This window comes from Dolomitihabitans soli, from assembly GCF_022213955.1.
Classification (GTDB): domain Bacteria; phylum Actinomycetota; class Actinomycetes; order Streptosporangiales; family Streptosporangiaceae; genus Streptosporangium_A; species Streptosporangium_A soli.
Genome location: NZ_JAKNTW010000013.1, coordinates 310,563 through 331,507 on the forward strand (window position 1 = coordinate 310,563; position 20,945 = coordinate 331,507).

Here is a 20,945-nt window from a genome sequence, read left to right on the forward strand (position 1 = left end):
CTTGGGTACCCATCTCTCGCATTGCTTGTGAAAGCATTCACAAGCCTATGCCACGAAGGATGATCGACTCCACTCGGGGTACTGCGAACTAGGTCACAAATTTCCCGCTATAGCAAGACAATCCGGGCTTTCAGCGAAATATTGCTAGAACTTTATTCATATGACGTAGTTCACTCTGACGTGCCCGCCAGCTCGGCGGCCCTGGTGAAGACGTCGTCGAGCATCTGTTCGGTCACCCGTCCGGTGAAGGTGTTCTGCTGGCTCGGGTGGTAGCAGCCGAGCAGGGTCGCCGTCGCTCCGGCGCGGGAGAGCCGGACCTCGGCGCCGTGGCCGAAGGGCGGACGGCTGCGCGGCAGGTCGTACCCCGCCTGCCGGAGCGCCGGCCAGAGCGCCTGCCAGGCGAAGCCGCCGAGCGCCACCACCACCCGTACGCCGGGGGCGACCAGGTCGACCTCCCTGGCCAGCCACGGAAGGCAGGTGGCGCGTTCCTCGGGCGTCGGCTTGTTCGCGGGCGGCGCGCAGCGGACGGCGGCGAGCACCCGGGCGCCGATCAGCCGCTGGCCGTCGCCCGCGTGCGTGCTCGTCGGGAGGGCCGCGAACCCGGTCCTGTGCAGCGAGGCGAACAGCCAGTCGCCGCTCCTGTCGCCGGTGAAGACGCGCCCGGTGCGGTTGCCGCCGTGCGCGGCCGGCGCGAGCCCCACCAGCAGGACGCGCGGCTCGTCCGCACCCCACCCGGGGGTCGGCCGCCCCCAGTAGGTCTCCTCCGCGAAGGCCCGCCGCTTGACCTCCGCGACCTCCTCCCGCCAGGCGACGAGCCTGGGGCAGGCCCGGCACACGGACTCCCGCGCGGCGAGCTCGGCGACCGTACGGCTGGCGGCCGCGAGCCGTACGACGTCGGCGGGATCGTGCGCGACGGGCGTGTCCGGCTCGGCGGGGTCACCGGGCCAGCCGGAGCCGGGAGGTACGAAGGTCATGGGCACGATCGTGCCAGGAACGACAGAGGCGCGGTGCCCGTGGTGGGCACCGCGCCTACGTCACGAAACGCGACCGCTCAGGATCAGGCGGTCGGGCAGGTGTGGGAGAACTCCTTGGTGGCGGAGACGGCGTTCGGGGAGAGGACCTCGAGCGTGACCTTCCCCGCGGTGGTCGGGAACTCGCCCGGCGTGGTGCTCATGGTCACCGGGATGTCGCCCGCCTTGTCGACCTTGACAGTGGTGTGGCCGTTGGGGACGCTGCCCCCGATCCTCCACTGGTAGGTCAGCGTGGTCGGACCGGTCACGGCGATGTCGGCCGAGACCTTGACGGCGGGGCCGGCCTTCGACCCGCACGTCGCGTTGTCGGGCGCGGTGCGCAGGTTGGAGATGGAAGCCGTCACGGCGGCGTCCTTGCACTTCACCTCGGTGGAGGCGACGTTGGAGGACGAGTTGTTCGGGCCGACGATCTCGATCCAGCGCTTGATGGTGCCGCTCTCGGACGCGTTCGCCGTGTGGCTCACGCTCTTGCTGCCGGAGTGGCGGGAGAAGTACAGCGACTCGAGCGGGCCGCGGTAGTTCGGGCCGACCCAGCGGTAGTGCACGGTGGCGCTGCCGCCGCGGACGTCGACGGTGCCGCTGAACTCCCTGGCGACCGGGCAGGAGCCCTCGTAGTCGGCGGGCGCGCTCACCTGGGCGTACGCCTTGGCGTCGTCGTCGCAGGAGACCTTGTAGTACGCCCGGTTGGAGTGGGTGTACTTGGGACGCACGATCTCCAGCGCAACCCAGCCACGGTGGCTCTCACGCGGCCTGAAGGAGTAGTGGACCCGGCGGTCGTCCCAGACCTTGACGCTGCCCGTGTCGACGACGCGGCCGTTCTGGATCCAGCGGTACTTCACCCAGGACGGCTTGCCGACGCGGATCGAGGCGACCGCGTCGATCTCGGAGTAGCAGGAGTTGGAGTAGCGGTCCACCTCGACGTAGGCCTTGACCCACGACCTCTTCGGAGGCTTGTGCTCGATCCTCTTCTGGCAGTCGACCGCGAAGTAGCCCTTGCTGGAGGTGACGTTCCGCGGGGAGAGGACCTGCAGCCTCTGCCAGCCCTTGACGTCACGCTTGAAGGTGCCGGTCTCCTTGAAGGTGACGGACTTCTTGCTCTTGCCCGAGAGCGTGTACGACTTCACCTTGCTCTTGGAGCCGTCACTGCGCAGCCAGCGGTAGACGACAGGCGTCTTGCTCTTCGTCGGCTTCACGGTGACCGTCGAGGAGAAGGTGACCTTTACCGGGCACCCTCCCTCGTAGCTCTTGGGGGAGGCCTTCGGCGTGGACGCCGAGACCTTCGGCTTGACTGACGTGGCCGTGCCGGCGCTCGCGGCCGCTGGAGCGGCGAACAGTCCGGAGACCATGGTCGCCGCCATGGCCACGCCGGCACCCAGCGCGGCCAGCCTGCGGGCTAAACCCTTGGACATCATGAGGGCGTGCTCCGTTCAGGAAGTGAGGATGCTCTGAAGCGGTTGCCGCCCCGACACGAGCTGTGCCGGGCCCACGGCAAAGCTTCGGTAAAGCAACTTTACTAAACCATGATCACGCGAGCCGCTCAACTCGTTTCAATCACGAATTATGTCTCGATATCGCTACTTTTCGGCGATAGACCAGGCGATGCCATCCAGAATGTCGTGCTCACTCACCACGACCTCGGCAAACTCATAGTGGGCGACGATCCGGTCGAGTATGAGCGCGCCCGCCCCGATCACATCGACCCGCCCGGGATGCATCACCGGAATGGCGGCACGCTCATCGTGCGTCATCGCCAGCAGCCGGAGAGTCACCTGGTGAACCAGTTCAGCGGAAATCCGGGAATGATGAATGCGCGCGGGATCGTATTCCGGCAACCCGAGTGCGATGCCCGCGACCGTGGTGACCGATCCGGCGAGTCCGACCAGGGTGCGGGCCGCCTCCACGGGCACCACCGCGGAAACCCGGTCGAGCGCCGCGTCGATGTCGGCCCGCGCGCCCACGAGGTCGCCGGCATGCCGTTCGGTCAGCCGTACGCACCCGATGTCGACCGACAGGGAGCCCGCCGGCTCGGGACCGACGACGAACTCCGTGGAACCCCCGCCGATGTCGACCACGAGGTACGGCTCGGCGTGGCCGTCCAGCCCCCTGGTGGCGCCGTCGAAGGACAACGCCGCCTCCTCCGCCCCGGTGACCACCTCCGGCTCGACACCGAAGATCTCGCGGACGCCGTCGACGAAGAGCTCCCGGTTGCCGGCGTCGCGGGTGGCGCTGGTGGCCACCACCCGGACCCCGGCCGCGCCGTGCCGGGCGATCAGCTTGGCGTAGCCGCGCATGGCGGTGAAGGTGCGCTCCAGGGCGTCGGCGGCGAGCAGCCCGGTGCGGTCGACGCCCTGGCCGAGCCTGACGATCTCCATCCGCCGCTCGACGTCGGCCGCCACACCGCCCGAGATGTCGGCGATCAGCAGCCTGACGGAGTTGGTGCCGCAGTCGACGGCGGCGACCCTCACTCCGCGTCCCCGGCGCAGGGGCCGTCCGCCCACCACTCGGGCAGCGCGTCGAGCGCCTCACGGCCGAACGGATTGGCCCCCGGCACGGCCAGCTCGTGGCCGACCAGCGCGTGCAGGCACTTCACCCGCTCCGGCATGCCGCCCGCGCTCTGCATGTCACGCGGCAGCGGCTCCAGGCCGTCGCGCGCCGCCGCCTTGTCGCGCCGGGCGACGTAGTCGTCGTGGGCGGCCTGGTAGCGGGCGGCCAGCTCGGGGTCGTCGGCGAGCCTGGCCTGCATGCTCCGCATCAGCCCCGACGTCTCCAGCGTGCCGATCGCGGACGCCGCCTTCGGGCAGGTCAAATAGTAGAGCGTGGGGAACGGCGAGCCGTCGGCCAGCCTCGGCGCGGTCTCCACCACGTCGGGAAGCCCGCACGGGCACCGGTGCGCCACCGCCCGCAGTCCTCGCGGGGCACGGCCCAGCTGCCGCTCCACCGCCCGCACATCGCCTGGGTCCACCACGCGGGCAACCCTACCGGGTGACCTTCTCATCGGCCGCTTCGACCGACTCCCAGAGCGACTGGTACCACGGTGGCCTGGCGGCCTTGGCCTGGCCGGGTTTCGCCTTGTCGGGCTTGGGCCGGTCGTCCATCACCACGAAGCACGCCTCGCCCGGACCGCAGTAGAACAGCCGTTCTCTGGCCGACTGCTTGGTGTAGTCGGGATCGGTGACCCGCCTGCTGCGCTCCGCCAGCTTGGCCAGCTCCGCGCGTTCCCGCTCGTTCTCTTCCTTCATCTGCGCGATGTCGCGGCGCTGGGCGATGTACTCCCGCACGGGGTAGGCAAGGCTCAACGCGATCGCGCACACCACCAGGGCGAGCACCGCGGCGCGTCCGGTCAGTTGTGGCCGCTTGCTCATCCACGCCCTCCCGTTGTCGTCGTCCGCGGCTCGCGCCCGCCGAACCGGGCGCAAGCCGCAGGAAACACGCTAGCGCTGGAAACGCGGGAACGCCGCGCGACCCGCGTAACGGGCGGAGTCGCCGAGCAGCTCCTCGATCCGCAGCAGCTGGTTGTACTTCGCCACCCGGTCGGACCGCGCGGGGGCGCCGGTCTTGATCTGGCCGCAGTTGACGGCCACCGCGAGGTCGGCGATCGTGGTGTCCTCGGTCTCGCCGGAACGGTGGCTCATCATGCACCGGTAACCGCTGCGGTGAGCCAGCTCCACCGCGTCCAGGGTCTCGGTCAGCGTGCCGATCTGGTTGACCTTGACCAGCAGGGCGTTGGCGGCGCCGTCGGCGATGCCGCGCGCCAGGCGCTCCGGGTTGGTGACGAACAGGTCGTCGCCCACGATCTGGACCTTGTCGCCGAGCGCGGCGGTGATGGCCGCCCAGCCCGCCCAGTCGTCCTCGTCCAGCGGGTCCTCGATCGAGACCAGCGGGTAGGAGCGGACCAGGTCCTCGTAGAAGGCGATCAGCTCGGTGGCGCTGAGCCCCTTGCCGTCGATGGTGTAGACGCCGTCGGCGTGGAACTCGCTGGCGGCGACGTCGAGCGCGAGCCCGATGTCCTCGCCCGGCGTGTAGCCGGCCTTCTCGATGGCGACCAGGATCAGGTCGAGCGCGTCGCGGTTGGAGGGCAGGCTGGGGGCGAAGCCGCCCTCGTCGCCCAGGCCCGTCGCGTAGCCCTTCTCCTTCAGCACGCCCTTGAGCGCGTGGTAGACCTCGGTGCCCATCCGGACGGCCTCGGAGAACGTCTCCGCGCCGATCGGCGCGATCATGAACTCCTGGATGTCGACGTTGCTGTCGGCGTGGGCGCCGCCGTTGAGGATGTTCATCATCGGCACGGGCAGCAGGTGCGCGTTGGGGCCGCCGACGTAGCGGAACAACGGCAGGTCGGCGCTGTCGGCCGCGGCCTTGGCCACGGCGAGCGAGACGCCGAGGATCGCGTTCGCGCCCAGGCGGGCCTTGTTCGGCGTGCCGTCCAGATCGATCATCGTCTGGTCGATCAGGCGCTGGTCCTCGGCGTCGAGCTCGGCGACCACGTCGGCGATCTCGTCGGTGACGCCGAGGACGGCCTTCTCCACACCCTTGCCGCCGTACCGGTCGCCCCCGTCGCGCAGCTCCACGGCCTCGAACTGGCCGGTGGACGCGCCGCTCGGGACCGCGGCACGGCCGGTGCTGTAGTCGTCCAGCAATACCTCGACTTCGACCGTCGGGTTGCCCCGTGAGTCGAGGATCTGGCGTGCGGTAACGGCCTCGATGGAAGCCACGAAGCGCTCCTAATGACTCGGAGAAGGGTTTGCCTACGAAGCCTATCGACCCTTACCTCCTGGTACGGCTACGCCCCACGCCGGGCGGCCCTAGTCGGCGGTTTCCCAGTGGCGGACCCGGTCACGATAGGCGCGGGCCGCCGCCCGCAGCTCGGCCTCGGCGTCCAGGCCCTGCGCGCGGGCCCGCCGTACCAGGTCGAAGAGCTCGCGGCCGAGGGGTGAGACGCCGTCGGCGGGGAGGTCGGCGGGGGCCTCGACGCGCTCGGCCCGGCGTTGCAGCTTGGTGACGAGGGTGAGCGCGGGCTGGCCGAGGGGGACGCCGTCGAGCACCGAACCCGCGCCCTTCTCGGCCCGCTCGGCGGCCTTGATGGTCTCCCAGTTGTCGTTGACCTCGTCGGCGCCGGTCACCTTCACCGAACCGAACACGTGGGGATGCCGCCTGACCAGCTTGGCGACGATCCCCTCCGCGACGTCGTCGATGTCGAACCCGTCGGCGACCCGGGCGTGGAAGGCCACCTGGAGCAACACATCGCCCAGTTCGTCACGGAGTGCGGCGTAGTCGCCGTCCTCGACGGTCTCCTGCACCTCGTACGCCTCTTCGAGGAGGTAGGGGACCAGCGTCTGGTGGGTCTGCTTGGCGTCCCACGGGCACTCCTCGCGCAGCCGCTCCATCACCGCCACCAGGTCGAGCACCCGCGCGCCCGGCAGGTCGTAGGAGCCGGGCACCAGCTCGATCAGCGGCGGGTCCTGCTCGGCCAGCGCCGCGTGGCCCACCGCGCGCATCAGGCTCTCGTCGCCGTCCTGCGCGGCCAGCCAGACGACGTCACCCGCGCGGGCCAGCCCGACCAGCTCGGCCGGCACGGGATCGACGACCTCGACGACGATCCCCGCCTCCGAGAGGTACGGCAGGCAGGGGTGGTCGGCCGAGCCGGTCAGCACCCGGCTCGCGCCGAGCACGCGCCACGCGTGGTGACTGAGCAGCCCGGGCGCGACCCGGGGCGAGGTGGTGAGGACGATCAGCGCCACGCGATCAGCCGCCGTCCTGCGGCGCGCCTTCCTGCGGAACGCCCTGCTGCGGAACGCCTTCCTGCGGAGCCCCCTGCTGCGGCGCGCCTTCCTGGGGGACGCCCTGCTGCGGGGCGCCTTCCTGGACCGCCGCCTTGCCGAACCGGCCGTTGTCGACGAAGCCCTGCTGCGGGTCGAACTTCCCGTAGCGCGGGTTGTAGGAGACCGGGAGGGTCTCCAGCTCCTGGACGAGCTGCTGCTGGCCGCGCTGCATCGCCGCCTCGTCGGTGCCGCCGCCGTACTTGGCCAGCAGCTTCTGCGCGGTGAGGAACGCCTGGATGTACTCGCGGGACTGCTCGGGCGCCACGCCTTGGGTGATCAGCGTCTGCTCGACCTTCGGCGCGCCGCCCTGGGCGGCGAGGAAGGCGTCGACCTCGCCGTCGGTGGCGCCGATCCCGTTCCGCTCGCCGAGCTGGGTGTAGCGGCTCACCTCGACGAGCGACAGGAGCGCCATCTGCGGAATCGTTTGCTGCATCTGCTGCTGGGCCTGCGGCACGCTGTTGAGCGCCGCCTGGGTGTCGCGGACGACCTGGTCGAGCCGGCTGGAGGTGATGCGCTCCTCACCGACGATCGCCGCGGAGCCCACCTGCTGCGGGGAGCAAGCGGTCAGCGCGACCCCGAAGGCCACCACGGCCAGGGTGAGACGCATTGGAGTCTTCAACGTGGGATCCCTTCCGACAAACCGCGATTACTTTACCGTGGCGGATTCGAGGAACATCGCCTGGACCAGATCGCCACACCATTTCAGCAGGTCGAGATCGCGCAACGGCTGGCCGCCCAGCGGCTTCGTCTTCGGCACCGGGACCAGAAGGGTCCCGACCGCCTGCTTGTGCAACGCCTTGGGGTACAACCGCTGGAGCCGTACCTGCTGCGAGTCCTTGAGCTCCCGCACCGGCGCGAACTTGATCTGCTGGCCCTGCAGGGTCACGTCGGTGAGCCCCGCCTGGCGGGCGCGGACCCTGAACCTGGCGACCTCGAAGAGGTTCTCGACCTGCTGCGGCGGCCTGCCGTACCGGTCGGTCAGCTCGTCGCGCACGGCGTCGATGTCCTCGGCCGAACTGATGGCCGCGACCCGCTTGTACGCCTCCAGGCGCAGCCGCTCCGAGGTCACGTAGTCGTGCGGGATGTGCGCGTTGACCGGCAACTCGACCTTGGCCTCCGGGCGCTCGACCTCCTCGGGGGACAGCCCCTCCAGCTTGGCCTTCTGCTCCTGGACCGCCTCGGCCATCATCCGGACGTAGAGGTCGAAGCCGACGCCGGCGATGTGGCCCGACTGCTCGGCGCCCAGGATGTTGCCGGCGCCGCGGATCTCCAGGTCCTTCATCGCGACGTACATGCCCGCGCCCATCTCGGTGTGCTGGGAGATGGTCGCCAGCCGCTCGTGCGCGGTCTCGGTCAGCGGCTTCTCCGGCGGGTAGAGGAAGTAGGCGTAACCCCGCTCCCTGCCCCGCCCGACCCGGCCGCGCAGCTGGTGCAGCTGCGACAGGCCGTAGTTGTCGGCCCGGTCCACGATCAGCGTGTTGGCGTTGGGCACGTCGAGGCCGGACTCGACGATCGTGGTGCAGACGAGCACGTCGAAGTTGCGCTCCCAGAAGTCCACCATGATCTTTTCGAGCTGGGTCTCGTTCATCTGGCCGTGCGCGACGGCGATCTTCGCCTCGGGCACCAGCTCCCGCAGCCGCGCCGCCGTACGGTTGATGCTCGCCACCCGGTTGTGCACGAAGAAGATCTGACCGTCACGCATCAGCTCCCTTCGTACGGCGGCGCCGATCTGCTTCTCGTCGTAGGGGCCGACGAAGGTGAGGATCGGGTGCCGCTCCTCCGGCGGGGTGAGGATCGTCGACATCTCCCGGATGCCGGTCAGCCCCATCTCCATCGTGCGCGGGATCGGGGTCGCCGACATGGCCAGCACGTCGACCTGGGTGCGGAGGTGCTTCATGGCCTCCTTGTGCTCGACGCCGAACCGCTGCTCCTCGTCCACGATGATCAGGCCGAGCTGTTTGAACCTGACCTCCGGACTGAGCAGCCGGTGGGTGCCGATCACCACGTCGACCGCGCCCTCGGTGAGCCCCCGCATGGTCTCCTTGACCTCGCCGTCGCTCTGGAACCGCGACATCGGCCTGACCACGACGGGGAAGCTGGAGAACCGTTCGGCGAAGGTGGACAGGTGCTGCTGCACGAGCAGCGTGGTCGGCACCAGGACCGCCACCTGCTTGCCGTCCTGCACGGCCTTGAACGCCGCGCGCACCGCGATCTCGGTCTTGCCGTAGCCCACGTCGCCGCAGATCAGCCTGTCCATCGGCAGCGGGCGTTCCATGTCGCGCTTGACCTCGTCGATGGCTTCGAGCTGGTCGCCCGTCTCCGCGTAGGGGAAGGCGTCCTCCATCTCCCGCTGCCACGGCGTGTCCGGTGCGAACGGATGCCCCGGCGAGGCCATCCGCGCGCTGTAGAGCCTGATCAGCTCCCCGGCGATCTCCTTGACCGCCTTCTTCGCCCGCGACTTGGCCTTGGCCCAGTCGCCGCCGCCCATCCGGTTCAGCGACGGGGCCTCACCGCCGACATAACGGGTGACCTCGTCGAGCTGGTCGGTGGGCACGTAGAGCCGGTCGCCCTTGGCGTACTCGATCACGAGGTACTCGCGGGTGGCGCCCTGCACGGTGCGCTGCACCATCTCGACGTACCGGCCCACGCCGTGCTGCTCATGGACCACGTGGTCGCCCAGCTTGAGCTGCAGCGGGTCGACCATGTTGCGCCGCCGCGAGGGCAGCCGCCGCATGTCCTTGGTGGACGCCTTCTGCCCCACCAGGTCCAGATGGGTCAGTACGGCCAGCGTCTCGCTGACGAAACCGTGGTCGACCAGGCTGGTGGTGACGTGGACGACGCCCCGCTCCAGCTCGCCGTCGAGGCCCTGCTCCAGCCTGGCCGGCACGTCGACGCCCTTGAGCAGCTCGACCATGCGCTCGGCCGGGCCGTGCCCCTCACTGAGCAGCACCACCGCCTTGCCCTCGCCGAGCCAGCCCTTGATGTCGCCGAGCGCCCGCTGGGTGTCGCCCCGGTACGCCTCCGCCTCGCGCGCCTCCAGCCGGACGCCCGGGAGATCGCCGGTGTCCTCGAACGGCGCCATCGACCACCACGGGTGCCCGAGCCGCGTCGCGTGCTCGCGCACCTCCTCCAGCGTCCTGAAGGCCGCCGCGCCGAGGTCGATCGGCGCCTCGCCGCCCGCCGCCGCGTTGATCCAGGACGCCTCGAGGAACTCCTGGCTGGTGTGCACCAGCTCCTCCGCGCGCCCTCTGATGCGCTCGGGATCGCACACGAACACCGCCGACCGGACCGGCATGTGGTCGATCAGCAGATCCATCTCGCCCGCGGCGAGCACCGGCGCGAACGCCTCCATGCCCTCCATCGGCGAGCCGTCCGCGAGCTGGTCGAGGATCTCGGCCAGCGCGGGATGCGCCAGGGCCAGCTCACGCGCCCGCTCCCGCACCTCGGGAGTGAGCAGCAGCTCGCGGCAGGGCGCGGCGAACAGCCCGTCGTCCGCCACTTCGAGGGAACGCTGGTCGGCCACCTTGAACCAGCGGATCTCCTCGACGGTGTCGCCCCAGAACTCCAGCCGCAGCGGATGCTCCTCCGTCGGCGGGAAGACGTCGAGCAGACCGCCCCGCACGGCCACCTCGCCGCGCTTCTCCACCATGTCGACCCGGTGGTAGCCGTTCTCGACCAGCCGGGTCACCACGTCGTCCAGCTCGGCGTCGTCGCCCGCGCGCAGCCGTACCGGCCGCAGGTCGCCCAGCCCCTGCACGATCGGCTGGAGCACCGCCCGGACCGGCGCGACGATCACGTTCAGCGGGCCGGCCGCCACGTCGCCGTCGACCGGGTGGGCGAGCCTGCGGAGCACCGCGAGCCGCTGGCCCACGGTGTCGCTGCGGGGCGAGAGCCGCTCGTGCGGCAACGTCTCCCAGGCGGGGAACACCGCCACCGAGTTCTCGTCGAGGAGGCTGGTGAGCGCCGCCGCCAGATCCTCGGCCTCACGGCCCGTCGCGGTCACGGCCAGCACGGTGCGCCTGGCGGCCCCCGCGGCCTGGTGCGCTCCGTCGCGGGCCAGCGCGGCGGCGGCGAAGGGGCGCAGCGCCGGCGGCGCGATCAGCGACACGTCGGAGGTGTCACCGGCGCGCACGTCAGCGAGCACACCGGCCAGTTTCGGCTCGCTCGCGACGAGGTCAAGCAATCCGGAAAGGGTCATCAGATTCGCCCACAGCCCCACGACGGCAACACGACCACCCCCGGCCGGGTCTGGTCGCGGGGGTTCGCGTACAAGGCTATCTGTCTTGACCCGGTGACCGTGCTCGGGTTAATACCACACTTGGCGCAATCAATTGACTACTGTGAGTCACATGTCTGAGATGAGATCGGTCGTCGATCGAGACGACCTGTTTTGCAGGCGGGTCAGGGACCAGTGGAGCGAGCAGCTCGGCAGGCGGCTCGACATCCTGGTCGCCGGATGCGGCGGGGGCGGCGCTCCGCCACGCCTTCCGGAGGTGGAGAGGAAGGTCACCGGGGTCGACGAGGACCTGCCGGTGCTGCGCGCGGTCACCGAGCACCGCCGCGATCTCGACACGTGGGCCCTCGGCGACCTGCGCGCGGTGCCGGTGCCGCCCCGCTCGTTCGACGTGGTCCAGCTCGAATTCCTGCTGGAGCGCATCGAACACGCCGAGCTGGTGCTCGACCGGGTGCTCACCGGCCTGCGGCCCGGCGGCCTGCTGCTGGTACGGCTCCGCGACCGCGACTCGGCGTACGGCTACCTCGACCGGGCCCTCCCCTCCTGGCTGCGGCGCCTCCTGTGGCGGAGGTTCGCCCCGGCGGGCGCGCACGGCGTGCTGCCCGCGATCTACGAGCCGGTCGCCTCGCGCGAGGGCATGCAGTCGTTCTGCCTCACCCGGGGGCTGCGGATCACCGACGAGTTCACTACCGTCGGCGGGCCCGCGCTGCGCGGGCGGCTGCGCGCGCTCGCCCGGTATGCCTGCGAGCTGGTCGAACGGCTCTCCGGCGGCCGTCTCACCGCGGACCACGACGAGGTGACCTTCGTGATCCGCAAGCCGCAGAACCATTTCGCGCGGCTCCTCTGACACCTGGCTCCGGGCACGACCGAGCCTGCTCCGAACCCGCATCGACGGCACCGAGACGATCGATCCCGCCCCGGACGCCTCTGCGATCACCGGGCACGGTCGCCCTGATTCCCCCGAACGGTCCACCGGGCCTGCCCTCGAACGCATCGCCCAAGGCGGGCGCGGCCGATCCGAGCCTCCGCCGAGCACACCGGCGATGCTGGGCTAGGCTGGCTGCCTTCCACTGGCACGATCGGGGAACCGGAGCAGATGACGGCGAATTCCGAGTGGACCCCTGACGCGCGCGAGCTCGCCGACCTGGAGCTGCTGCTGTCCGGCGCGTTCCAGCCCCTCACCGGGTTCCTCACCGCGGACGACGTGCACAGCGTCGACGAGCACGGCACCCTGGCCGACGGCACGCGCTGGCCCGCGCCGGTCACGCTGGCCCTGCCCGACGACCATCCCGCCGCGCCCGGCGACCGCGTGACGCTGCTCGACCCCGAAGGCGCCGCGCTGGCCGTCCTCACCGTCACCGAGCGCACGCACGGCCACGTCGCCGGGCCCGTCGAGCCTCTCGGCGCCGTCGAGCACGGCCCCTTCGCCCGGCTCCGCCGTACACCCGCGCAGGTCCGCGAGGAGCTGGCCGGGCGGGAGGTGCTGGCCGTCACCATGCGGGGGCCGCTGGACGACCTGGGCGAGATCACCGCGACCGCCGCCGAGCTGGGCGCCTCGATCCTGCTGCTCCCCCTCGTGTACGGCGAGGCCGGCCCGGGTGTCGTGCGGGCCGCGCTCACCGCCCGCGACAAGCTGCCGACCGGCACCGTGGTGGCCGCCGTGCCCCTCGCGCCCCGCGAGGAGCCCGCCATCGACCTGGAACTGCGGGAGCACGTCGCCGAGGCGTACGGCGCGAGCGAGCACCTCGCGGGTCCCGAGCCGGTCACCATTCCCGGCCCGCCGCACCGGCGTGGCCTGGTGGTCTTCTTCACCGGGCTGTCCGGTTCCGGCAAGTCGACGATCGCCAGAGGGCTGCACGACGCGCTGCTCGAAAGCGGCAGCCGTACGGTCACCTATCTCGACGGCGACGTGGTGCGGCGGCTGCTCTCCGCGGGCCTCACCTTCTCGAAGGCCGACCGCGACCTGAACATCCGGCGGATCGGCTTCGTCGCCGCCGAGGCCGCCAGGCACGGCGGGCTGGCGATCTGCGCGCCCATCGCGCCCTACGCCCAGACCAGGGCGGAGGTGCGCGCGATGGCCGAGGCGGTCGGCGCCGACTTCCTGCTGGTGCACGTGGCCACGCCGCTGGAGGAGTGCGAACGGCGCGACCGCAAGGGCCTGTACGCCAAGGCGCGGGCCGGGCTGATCCCGGAGTTCACCGGCATCTCCGACCCGTACGAGGAGCCCGAGGACGCCGATCTGGTGATCGACACCACCGGGATGTCCGTCGACCGGGCCGTCGGCAGGGTGCTCGACCTCCTGGTCTCCGGCAGGTGGATCCGCTGATCAGGGGCGCACCGGGGTCGCGTTGAAATATCTGTCCCCGGCGAGCCGGGTGAAGGCGGCCTTGGCGCCGGGCGTGACGTCGAAGCGGGTGTCGCCCCTCGGCGCCCGTGGCGAGTCGAAGTAGACCAGCGCCTTGATCTGCGGGTAGTGGCGGACCCTGGCGCGGGTGGAGTCGAAGAACGCCTCCTTGCGCCGCCGGTCGAACACGCCCCACTCGGCGACCATGATCGGTTTCCCCGGGAAGCGCCACTGCATCCAGCGGTAGAACCCGCGCCAGGACGGGATGTCGTCGCGGGTCTTGTTGATCAGGCTGTCGAAGTCGGTGACCTTGTCGTCCACGTAGGGGTCGAGGGCGACCCAGTCGACCACGTCGTCGCCCGGGTAGAGCCGCTCGAACCACGGCTTGGCGGCCCAGTTGGGCGCGCCCATGTAGGTCATGACCGTCACGGCGTTCCGCACGCCCTTCGCGCGCAGGCGCAGCACGACGCGGCGGTACATCGCGGCGTAGTCGTCGGCCGTCATACCCGTCTTGCCCCGGGTGCGGACGTCGTTCTCCGGCTCGTGGTGAATGGTGAGGAAGAACGGCTCGGTGTAGGTCTTGAGCAGGTGCCCGGCCAGCCTGTCGATGCGGCCGTCGACCGCCCCGGCGGCGATCTCGGCCCAGGTGTGGTCGAGGGACGGCTTCCAGTTGATCAGGAGCATCCGGGGCCGCTCGGGGTCGCGGGTGAGCGCCGCCTCCTGCTGGGTGGGGAACAACTCGGACCCGCGGTGATAGACGTGCATGACGGCGGCCGTACGGCCCATCCGCCGCTCGGCTCGCGCCAGCGCCTGCGCGGGCGGGCGGCCGGTGAAGATCTCGGGAGCGATCCCCCACCACGCCCCGCACGACGGGATCAGCTTGGCCGTCACCTCACAGGTCTGTCCGGGCCGCAGGCCGAGCAGGCCGTTGACGCGCTCGGCCGCGGCGTCGTCCGGTAAACGCTCCGGCGGGCCGGTGCTCGTGGTGCAGGCGTTCAGGCCGAGTATCACTCCCATCATCAATCCAGACAATCGCACAAGTCCGGAAGTTTCGCTTTTACGGACTAGATGAGACATTGACCCTCAACTCCCCTCGAAATCCGTTGCACATTTCTTTACGCCCCCCGCCCACCCACCCTGCCATCCCGATAGCGTCGCACGTCATGGACTTTGCCAGCCCTTACGATCGACCGGCGATCCCGACCCGACCAGCGACCTTTCATCCCATTTCGGAGTAACCGACGTTATCGTGACGTGATTGGATCTCTTCCAGTCGCAAAGATTCTCAGATCCGGCCGGTGGAAATAAACACTCGCCGTATAGTAGGCGAGCCATTAACCATCGCGTAGCCGGGAGAGATCCCCGCAACACACCGGCCGTGAGGACGTCGCGTTCATGAGCCTGTCGCCGGAAACCCCGGACCATCGTTCCGGCACTGACCTGGCCGAGTACACCTCCCTGCTCCGCCGCCGCTGGCTGATCTTCGTGTTCTGCCTGGCGATCGGGTTCACCGCGGGAGCCGCGGTGCTGCGGTTGACGCCGCCCGCCTACACGGCGACCGCCCAGGTGCTCGTCTCCCCCACCGGCGTCCAGGACCAGACCAACCAGGTCACGGGCAGGCAGCGGGAGTCGCTCAACCTCGACACCGAGGCCCAGATCGCCCAGTCGGCCGTCGTCGCGACGAAGGCCGCCGCCACGCTCCACTCGTCGATGCCGGTCACGGTCGACGTGACCGTGCCGCCCAACTCGGCGGTCCTGTCGGTCTCGGCCACCGCGGCCACGCCCAAGGCGGCCGCCGCGCACGCCCGCGCCTACGCCCAGGCGTACCTCCAGCACCGCACCGAGGCCGCCGAGCACGCGCTCAACGCCCAGCTCAAGGCGTTGTCCGCGAAGCTCAAGCAGGTCAACAGCGGGCTCGGCGCCATCGCCGCCGAACTCCCCGCCCTCACCAAGGGCAGCGCCGAGCGGACCATCGCCCTCCAGCGGCAGAACGTCCTGAGCCGCCAGGTCTACAGCCTCACCGTCAAGTACGACGCGCTCAAGACCATCGCCGTCACGCCCGGCTCACTGATCAGCGACGCGGTCCCGCCCCGCTCGCCCAGCTCGCCCAGCCTGCCGCTCCACCTCGGCAGCGGCCTGATGCTCGGCCTGCTCGCCGGCGCCGCGGCGGCCTTCGCCCGCGACCGCCTCGACACCCGCCTGCGCACCTCGGCCGACGTCGAGCGGCTGACCCGGCTGCCCGTCATCGCCGAGCTGGGCGTCGACTCCACCGGCGCCCTGGTCGAGCCGGGCGCCCGTCGCAGGGGCGCGCGGGCGGGCGTGCCACGCGGTTCGCTGCACGAACTGGCCTCCGTGCTCCTCGCCGCCCACTTCGGCGGCCACCTGCTCATCCGCCCGGTCGGCACCCCCCGCGGCCTCCAGGAGCTGGCCACCGTGCTGAGCCCGGCCGTGGCCCCCACCCGCATCCTCATCGGCGACGACCTGCACGACCTCGCCCGGGCCGACGGCGCACTGCTCGCGATCTTCCCACCGGCCACCTCGCGCGAGGTGGCCGCCGCCAGACGTGGCCTGGCCAGGAACGGCACCCGCGTCATCGGCGCCGTCGTGCTCCGTCCCGCCCGGCGCGCGCGCGGCGCGGCGCGGCCCGTCCTGGAGATCCCGTCCCGGCCTTTCCCTGCCAACGGGGTGGACACTCCGCTGGGCCGTCTGGTGGCTCCGGCCGGGCACCGGGCGACCGGTACGACGCCCATCGCGGGCGCGACCACCGAGACGACCCCGCTGCGGCCGTTGCAGAGGTCAGACCGCTCGGCATGGGACACGTGAGGGGGATCCGGCCGGTCGCGTGGCCGATCGCCGCGCTGCTGCTCGGATACCCGGTGTGGTGGGCGCTCGGGCTCGGCGGCCTGTCGGTGATCGTGGTGGCCGCGCCGATGGCGGTGATCCTCTGGCGGCGCAGGCCGCTGAAGGTGCCGCCGGGGTTCGGGCTGTGGCTGCTGCTGCTCGCCGGCCTGCTGCTGAGCTCACTGATGCTGGCGGAGATGCCACCGGACACCTACGGCGAGCTCGGCCCCGGCAGGTTCATCGGCTATCTCATGCGTCTGGCGCTGTACCTGTCGCTTCTCGTCCTCGTCCTCTATCTCGGCAACCTCCACGAGCACGAGTTGCCCCAGCTCACCCTCATCCGGATGCTCGGCGTGCTGTTCATCACCACCATCGCCGGCGGCCTGCTCGGGCTGGTCGCACCCGGCTTCGAGTTCACCTCACCGATCGAGATGGCGCTGCCCGACTGGATCAGCGGCAACTCCTTCGTGCACAACCTGATCCACCCGACCGCCGCCCAAACCCAGAAAGTCCTCGGCTACGCCGCCCCGCGCCCCGAGGCCCCCTTCGAATGGGCCAACGCGTGGGGCAGCAACCTGTCGGTCCTGCTGATCTGGTTCGTCGTCGGCTGGTGGGTGTACGGCGGAGCCCGCCGCCGGCTCGTCGCCGTGCTGATCATCGCGCTCGCCGTCGTCCCGGTGATCCACTCGCTCAACCGCGGCCTGTGGATCGGGCTCGGCGTCGCCGCGCTCTACCTCCTGGTCCGTTCCGGCCCACGAGCCAGGACCACGATGTGCCTGGTGGCGGGGGCGGGGGCGCTGGCCCTCGCGCTGAGCCCCCTGTGGTCCATCGTCGCCCAGCGGCTCGACAGCCCGCACAGCAACGACATCCGCGCCTTCACCGTGTCGGCGACCGTGGCCGCCGCCGCCCACTCGCCCGTCATCGGCTACGGCAACACCCGCAACGCCGTCGGCAACCACAACTCCGCCACCACCGGAAAGACGATGTGGTGCGGTGAGTGCGGCCACCCGCCCCTCGGCAGCGACGGCCAGCTCTGGCATCTGCTGATCACCCAGGGTTTCGTCGGCGCCGGCCTCTACGTGACCTTCTTCGCCGGCACCATCGCGCGCTACTGGCGCGACCGCACCCCCGTCGGCATGGCCGGGGTGCTCGTAATGATCCTCGTGCTCCTCTACATGTTCGTGTACGACGGGCTCGTGACCCCCCTCAGCCTCTATCTGATCTCGTTCGCCCTCCTGTGGAGAGCGTCCTTGACGAGGGGATCCGCATGAAAGACGCCCGGGTCCGCCGGCGCTACCTCGACCAGACCATCAAACTGCTGTTCCCGGGCACGGGACGGCCGCGCCCGCACACCCTGCTCCCGCACGCGTGGCTGCCGCGGCGGCTCGTCAGGCACGCGTGGTGGCACCGGCCGCTCGGCCGGCCGATCATGGTCCCCACCGGCGGCGAGACGATCGAGGACCATCTCGGCGAGGTCCTCGACCGGCCGATCCGCACGGTGCTGCACGTCCGGCCGGCCAGGCGGGCCAACCGCAAGCCGATCCTGGAGGCGCACGGGCCCGACGGGCTGCTCGCCTTCGTCAAGATCGGCGACTCCGACCCGGCCCGCGCGCTGGTCCGCGCCGAGGCGGCGGCGTTGCGCCTGGTCGCGGACCACCCGCTGAAGACCGTGGTACCGCCCACCGTGCTCCATCACGGCGGCTGGCGCGGGCTCGACGTGCTCGTCCTCTCCCCGCTGCCGGTGCGCGCCCGGCCCGGCCGGGTCCCGCCCGACCTGGCACACGCCGCGGTGGCGGAGATCGCCGCCCTGAGTCCCGACGATCCGCACGCCTGGCACGGCGACTTCGCACCGTGGAACATGGCGCCCACCGCCGACGGACGCCTCTTCGTGTGGGATTGGGAGCGCTTCGCGACCGGCGTCCCGCTCGGCTTCGACGCCACGCACCTGTTCCTCCAGCGCGCCCTACGCAGGATGCGCCCCGCCGTGGCCGCCCGCGCCTGCCTGGCACAGGCCACCAGCACCCTCGCCCCGTACGGCCTGTCCACCGCCGAGGCCAGGCGGACCGTGCTCCACCACCTGATCGCGCTGGCCGACCGGCACGCCGCCGACGGCCACGAACCCCTCGGACCGCCGGCCCGCTGGCTCACCCCCCTCATCGACGAGCAGGAACTCATCCTGTGAGCCACCACGAGAAGCTCTGAGCCCCCGCCGAAACGCCCGCCCACGCGGCCCGGCATCCACCAGCAGCCCAGCCTTCGGAACCGCTCAGAACGCCCAGCCACCCGAGCCGAAACCACCGGGAGCGCACCCTCTGAACCCACACCGCGGGCTCGTCGACGAACAGGAGCACACCCTTGAACCCCACGCTGAAGCGCTCGGCCCACGCGGTCTCGCTGTCCACGGGACGGCTGACCGCGGGCGGCCGGATGGTGCCCGGGTTCCTGATCGTCGGCGCGCAGCGCTGTGGGACCACCTCGCTCTACCGGGCGCTGGCACAGCATCCCCTCGTGCTCAAACCGGTGCTGCGCAAGGGGGTGCACTACTTCGACATGGCCTACGACCGCGGCCCGTCCTGGTACCAGGCGCACTTCCCGCTCCGGGTCACCGCGTCACGACTACGCAGGAAGTACGGTCACCGCCCGCTGGCCTTCGAATCCTCGCCGTACTATCTGTTCCACCCGATGGCCACGCCCCGGATCGCCGGGGACATCCCCGACGTCAAGCTGATCGTCCTGGTGCGCGACCCGGTCGAGCGGGCCCATTCGGCCCACACCCACGAGTTCGCCCGCGGCTTCGAGAAGGAGCCCTGCTTCGAGCGGGCGGTCCAGCTTGAGGAGGAGCGTCTGGCCGGTGAGACGGAGCGGCTGTGCGCCGCCCCTCACGCCCTCAGCCACGCCCACCGGCACCACGCCTACCTCGCCCGCAGCCGCTACGCCGAGCAACTCGCCCGTCTCGACCCGCTCATCACCCGTGACCGCGTCCTCGTCCTCGACAGTGACCGCTTCTTCGCCACCCCCGAGCCGATCTACGACCGCGTCCTCGACTTCCTCGGCCTCCCGCACGCCGGCACCCCGGTCTTCGACCGCCACAACGCCCGCCCGCGCCCGGCCCCGGTCCCCGCCCACCTCCGGCGAACCCTCTACGACTACTTCGCCGACTGGGACGCCCTCCTCACCCCCTGGCTGACCGAAACCCCCTCATGGCGCCTCTGACCCCCGGCAACCCCGCTCCCGCCCCGAGCGACCGGCCCCACCTCGCCCCCGACACGAACCCCCCGCACAACCAGCCCCACCTCGCCTCCGCTGCCTCCGCCCGCCGCCTTGATCCGACGTCTAAGCACGGTGGGGCGCTCGGTGGGCTGGCCCGAGGTGGTCTGGCCGGGCTGCTGGGTGCCGTGACCGGCGCGGTGGCCCAGTTCCTCCTCGTCCTGGTGGTCACCCGCGCGCTCCCCACGGCACAGGCGGGCGCGTTCTTCACCGTCACCGCGCTGTGCCTGATGGCCGCCGGCATTCTCCGGCTGGACGCCGGCAACGGCCTGGTGTACGTCATCGCCCGCTCCCACCCTCACGACCACCTCGGCATATCCGGATATATCCGGGCAGCGCTGATCCCCGTGGCCGCCTTCTCCCTGCTCGCCACCGCCGCCCTTCACCTCCAGAGCCACCACATCGCCGCCGCCACCGGCGTCCCCGCCACCTGGGTCCAGCTCCTCGCCACCGCCCTCCCCCTGATGGCCTGCGCGGATGCTCTCGTCACCGCCACCCGGGGATTCGGCGCGATGGGCCCGACCGTCATCCTCGACGGCCTGTTCCGCCCGCTCGCCCAGCTCGCCCTGGTCGCCTGCCTCGCGGTCACCGCCGACACCCTCCTGCTCCCCCTCGCCTGGGCCCTGCCGTACGTTCCGGTGCTGGTGCTGAGCGCGCTCTGGTTGCGACGCCGGGTGCCCCGCATGCCGTACCTGGCGGGGACGGGGCGCGATCTGTGGCGTTACACCGCGCCACGTGCGGTGGCCGGGGCGATCCAGGCCGTCTTCCAGCGGCTCGACATCGTGATCGTCGCGGTGCTCGCGGGGCCGGTCGAAGCGGCGTTCTACACCGCCGCCACCCGGTTCAAGGTCGTCGGCCAGCTCGCCGGTCAGGGCATCGCCCAGGCGGCGGCGCCCCGGCTGGTACGCGCGCTGACCTGCGGTGACCTACCGGCCGCGCGCGAGCTGTACCAGGTGACGACCCTCTGGCTGGTCGCGCTGACCTGGCCGATCTGGGTGGCCTACGCGTTGCTCTCACCGTGGCTGCTGAAGATCTTCGGTGCCGGATACGATCGGGGCGCCCAGGTGGCCGTGGTGCTCGCCGCCACGATGATGGTCGCGTCGGCCTGCGGCCTGGTCGACGCGGTGCTGACTGCCGCCGGGCACACCGCCGCGAGCCTGGCCAACATGATGGCCGCCATCGCGGTCACCGTGGCCGTCGATCTGGTTCTCGTCCCGGTGCACGGCGCTCTGGGAGCCGCGCTCGGCTGGTCCGCGGGCGTCCTGACGAAGAACCTCCTCCCGCTCCTCCGTCTCCACCGCACCTACGGCCTGCGCCCATTCGGCCGCCACAGCCTGTCAGCCCTCCACCCCCACACCTGGCGGTCCGCATGAACCCACCGGCGCCCACGCACCCCCAAACCAATACGGCCC

17 protein-coding genes are annotated in these 20,945 nt (G+C 71.0%); 7 read left to right on the forward strand and 10 right to left on the reverse strand.

Annotated elements, in window-relative coordinates; translation table 11 throughout:
* Positions 1-170: 170 nt before the first annotated feature.
* From MBA17_RS26720 to mfd, 9 genes are all read right to left on the reverse strand, one after another.
* Entirely contained in the window at positions 171-974 is an 804-nt protein-coding gene (locus tag MBA17_RS26720) for a uracil-DNA glycosylase (protein ID WP_238499331.1), read from the reverse strand.
* An 83-nt stretch (positions 975-1,057) separates the two neighbouring features.
* Positions 1,058-2,440: a hypothetical protein gene (locus MBA17_RS26725; RefSeq protein ID WP_238499332.1), complete on the reverse strand. Its 1,383-nt coding sequence runs from the start codon at positions 2,438-2,440 to the stop codon at positions 1,058-1,060.
* A gap of 165 nt (positions 2,441-2,605) precedes the next feature.
* Positions 2,606-3,496: a Ppx/GppA phosphatase family protein gene (locus tag MBA17_RS26730; protein WP_238499333.1), complete on the reverse strand. Its 891-nt coding sequence runs from the start codon at positions 3,494-3,496 to the stop codon at positions 2,606-2,608.
* Complete coding sequence (locus MBA17_RS26735; RefSeq protein WP_238499334.1) at positions 3,493-4,026, reverse strand: DUF501 domain-containing protein; 534 nt, start codon at positions 4,024-4,026, stop codon at positions 3,493-3,495. The genes MBA17_RS26730 and MBA17_RS26735 overlap by 4 nt, the downstream gene beginning before the upstream one ends.
* Positions 4,007-4,393, reverse strand: a complete 387-nt coding sequence (locus MBA17_RS26740) for an FtsB family cell division protein (RefSeq protein ID WP_238499335.1) — start codon at positions 4,391-4,393, stop codon at positions 4,007-4,009. Before MBA17_RS26740 ends, MBA17_RS26735 begins: the two co-directional genes overlap by 20 nt.
* Before the next feature lie 69 nt (positions 4,394-4,462).
* Complete coding sequence (eno, locus tag MBA17_RS26745; RefSeq protein ID WP_238499336.1) at positions 4,463-5,740, reverse strand: phosphopyruvate hydratase; 1,278 nt, start codon at positions 5,738-5,740, stop codon at positions 4,463-4,465.
* 90 nt (positions 5,741-5,830) lie between these two features.
* A complete protein-coding gene (locus MBA17_RS26750; protein ID WP_238499337.1) occupies positions 5,831-6,766 on the reverse strand; it encodes a nucleoside triphosphate pyrophosphohydrolase in 936 nt (311 codons plus the stop codon).
* Between the two features lie 4 nt (positions 6,767-6,770).
* Positions 6,771-7,466: a SurA N-terminal domain-containing protein gene (locus MBA17_RS26755; RefSeq protein ID WP_238499338.1), complete on the reverse strand. Its 696-nt coding sequence runs from the start codon at positions 7,464-7,466 to the stop codon at positions 6,771-6,773.
* 27 nt (positions 7,467-7,493) lie between these two features.
* Positions 7,494-11,045, reverse strand: a complete 3,552-nt coding sequence (mfd, locus tag MBA17_RS26760; protein ID WP_238499339.1) for a transcription-repair coupling factor — start codon at positions 11,043-11,045, stop codon at positions 7,494-7,496.
* 151 nt (positions 11,046-11,196) lie between these two features.
* Between mfd and MBA17_RS26765 the strand changes: the two genes are divergently transcribed.
* On the forward strand, positions 11,197-11,928 hold the full coding sequence (locus MBA17_RS26765) for a class I SAM-dependent methyltransferase (protein WP_238499340.1): 732 nt from the start codon (positions 11,197-11,199) through the stop codon (positions 11,926-11,928).
* Positions 11,929-12,177: 249 nt separating this feature from the next.
* Complete coding sequence (gene cysC / locus MBA17_RS26770) at positions 12,178-13,407, forward strand: adenylyl-sulfate kinase (RefSeq protein ID WP_238499341.1); 1,230 nt, start codon at positions 12,178-12,180, stop codon at positions 13,405-13,407.
* On the opposite strand, the gene MBA17_RS26775 is transcribed toward cysC, so the two are convergent.
* On the reverse strand, positions 13,408-14,445 hold the full coding sequence (locus tag MBA17_RS26775; protein ID WP_238499342.1) for a glycoside hydrolase family 26 protein: 1,038 nt from the start codon (positions 14,443-14,445) through the stop codon (positions 13,408-13,410). It lies immediately after the preceding gene.
* A 375-nt stretch (positions 14,446-14,820) separates the two neighbouring features.
* On the opposite strand from MBA17_RS26775, the gene MBA17_RS26780 reads away from it, so the two are divergent.
* The 5 genes from MBA17_RS26780 (at position 14,821) to MBA17_RS26800 (ending at position 20,906) form a co-directional block, all read left to right on the forward strand.
* A complete protein-coding gene (locus MBA17_RS26780; RefSeq protein ID WP_238499343.1) occupies positions 14,821-16,248 on the forward strand; it encodes a Wzz/FepE/Etk N-terminal domain-containing protein in 1,428 nt (475 codons plus the stop codon).
* Positions 16,236-17,537: a hypothetical protein gene (locus MBA17_RS26785; protein WP_238499344.1), complete on the forward strand. Its 1,302-nt coding sequence runs from the start codon at positions 16,236-16,238 to the stop codon at positions 17,535-17,537. The genes MBA17_RS26780 and MBA17_RS26785 overlap by 13 nt, the downstream gene beginning before the upstream one ends.
* The gene (locus MBA17_RS26790; protein WP_238499345.1) at positions 17,534-18,448 is read left to right on the forward strand and encodes a hypothetical protein; all 915 of its coding nucleotides are present in this window, start codon (positions 17,534-17,536) and stop codon (positions 18,446-18,448) included. Before MBA17_RS26785 ends, MBA17_RS26790 begins: the two co-directional genes overlap by 4 nt.
* A 173-nt stretch (positions 18,449-18,621) precedes the next feature.
* Positions 18,622-19,479, forward strand: a complete 858-nt coding sequence (locus MBA17_RS26795; protein WP_238499346.1) for a sulfotransferase domain-containing protein — start codon at positions 18,622-18,624, stop codon at positions 19,477-19,479.
* Positions 19,467-20,906 carry a lipopolysaccharide biosynthesis protein gene (locus tag MBA17_RS26800; RefSeq protein WP_238499347.1) on the forward strand — a complete coding sequence of 480 codons (1,440 nt, stop codon included), beginning with the start codon at positions 19,467-19,469 and terminating at the stop codon, positions 20,904-20,906. Before MBA17_RS26795 ends, MBA17_RS26800 begins: the two co-directional genes overlap by 13 nt.
* The last annotated feature ends 39 nt before the right edge of the window (positions 20,907-20,945 follow it).

Excerpts from the sequence above, each read along its gene's own strand:
- MBA17_RS26720 (WP_238499331.1), bottom strand. The coding sequence starts at position 974 with ATGACCTTCGTACCTCCCGGCTCCGGCTGGCCCGGTGACCCCGCCGAG.
- MBA17_RS26725 (WP_238499332.1), bottom strand. The coding sequence starts at position 2,440 with ATGTCCAAGGGTTTAGCCCGCAGGCTGGCCGCGCTGGGTGCCGGCGTG.
- MBA17_RS26735 (WP_238499334.1), bottom strand. The coding sequence starts at position 4,026 with ATGAGAAGGTCACCCGGTAGGGTTGCCCGCGTGGTGGACCCAGGCGAT.
- MBA17_RS26740 (WP_238499335.1), bottom strand. The coding sequence starts at position 4,393 with ATGAGCAAGCGGCCACAACTGACCGGACGCGCCGCGGTGCTCGCCCTG.
- mfd (WP_238499339.1), bottom strand. The coding sequence starts at position 11,045 with ATGACCCTTTCCGGATTGCTTGACCTCGTCGCGAGCGAGCCGAAACTG.
- MBA17_RS26765 (WP_238499340.1), top strand. The coding sequence starts at position 11,197 with ATGTCTGAGATGAGATCGGTCGTCGATCGAGACGACCTGTTTTGCAGG.
- cysC (WP_238499341.1), top strand. The coding sequence starts at position 12,178 with ATGACGGCGAATTCCGAGTGGACCCCTGACGCGCGCGAGCTCGCCGAC.
- MBA17_RS26775 (WP_238499342.1), bottom strand. The coding sequence starts at position 14,445 with ATGATGGGAGTGATACTCGGCCTGAACGCCTGCACCACGAGCACCGGC.
- MBA17_RS26780 (WP_238499343.1), top strand. The coding sequence starts at position 14,821 with ATGAGCCTGTCGCCGGAAACCCCGGACCATCGTTCCGGCACTGACCTG.
- MBA17_RS26785 (WP_238499344.1), top strand. The coding sequence starts at position 16,236 with ATGGGACACGTGAGGGGGATCCGGCCGGTCGCGTGGCCGATCGCCGCG.
- MBA17_RS26790 (WP_238499345.1), top strand. The coding sequence starts at position 17,534 with ATGAAAGACGCCCGGGTCCGCCGGCGCTACCTCGACCAGACCATCAAA.
- MBA17_RS26800 (WP_238499347.1), top strand. The coding sequence starts at position 19,467 with ATGGCGCCTCTGACCCCCGGCAACCCCGCTCCCGCCCCGAGCGACCGG.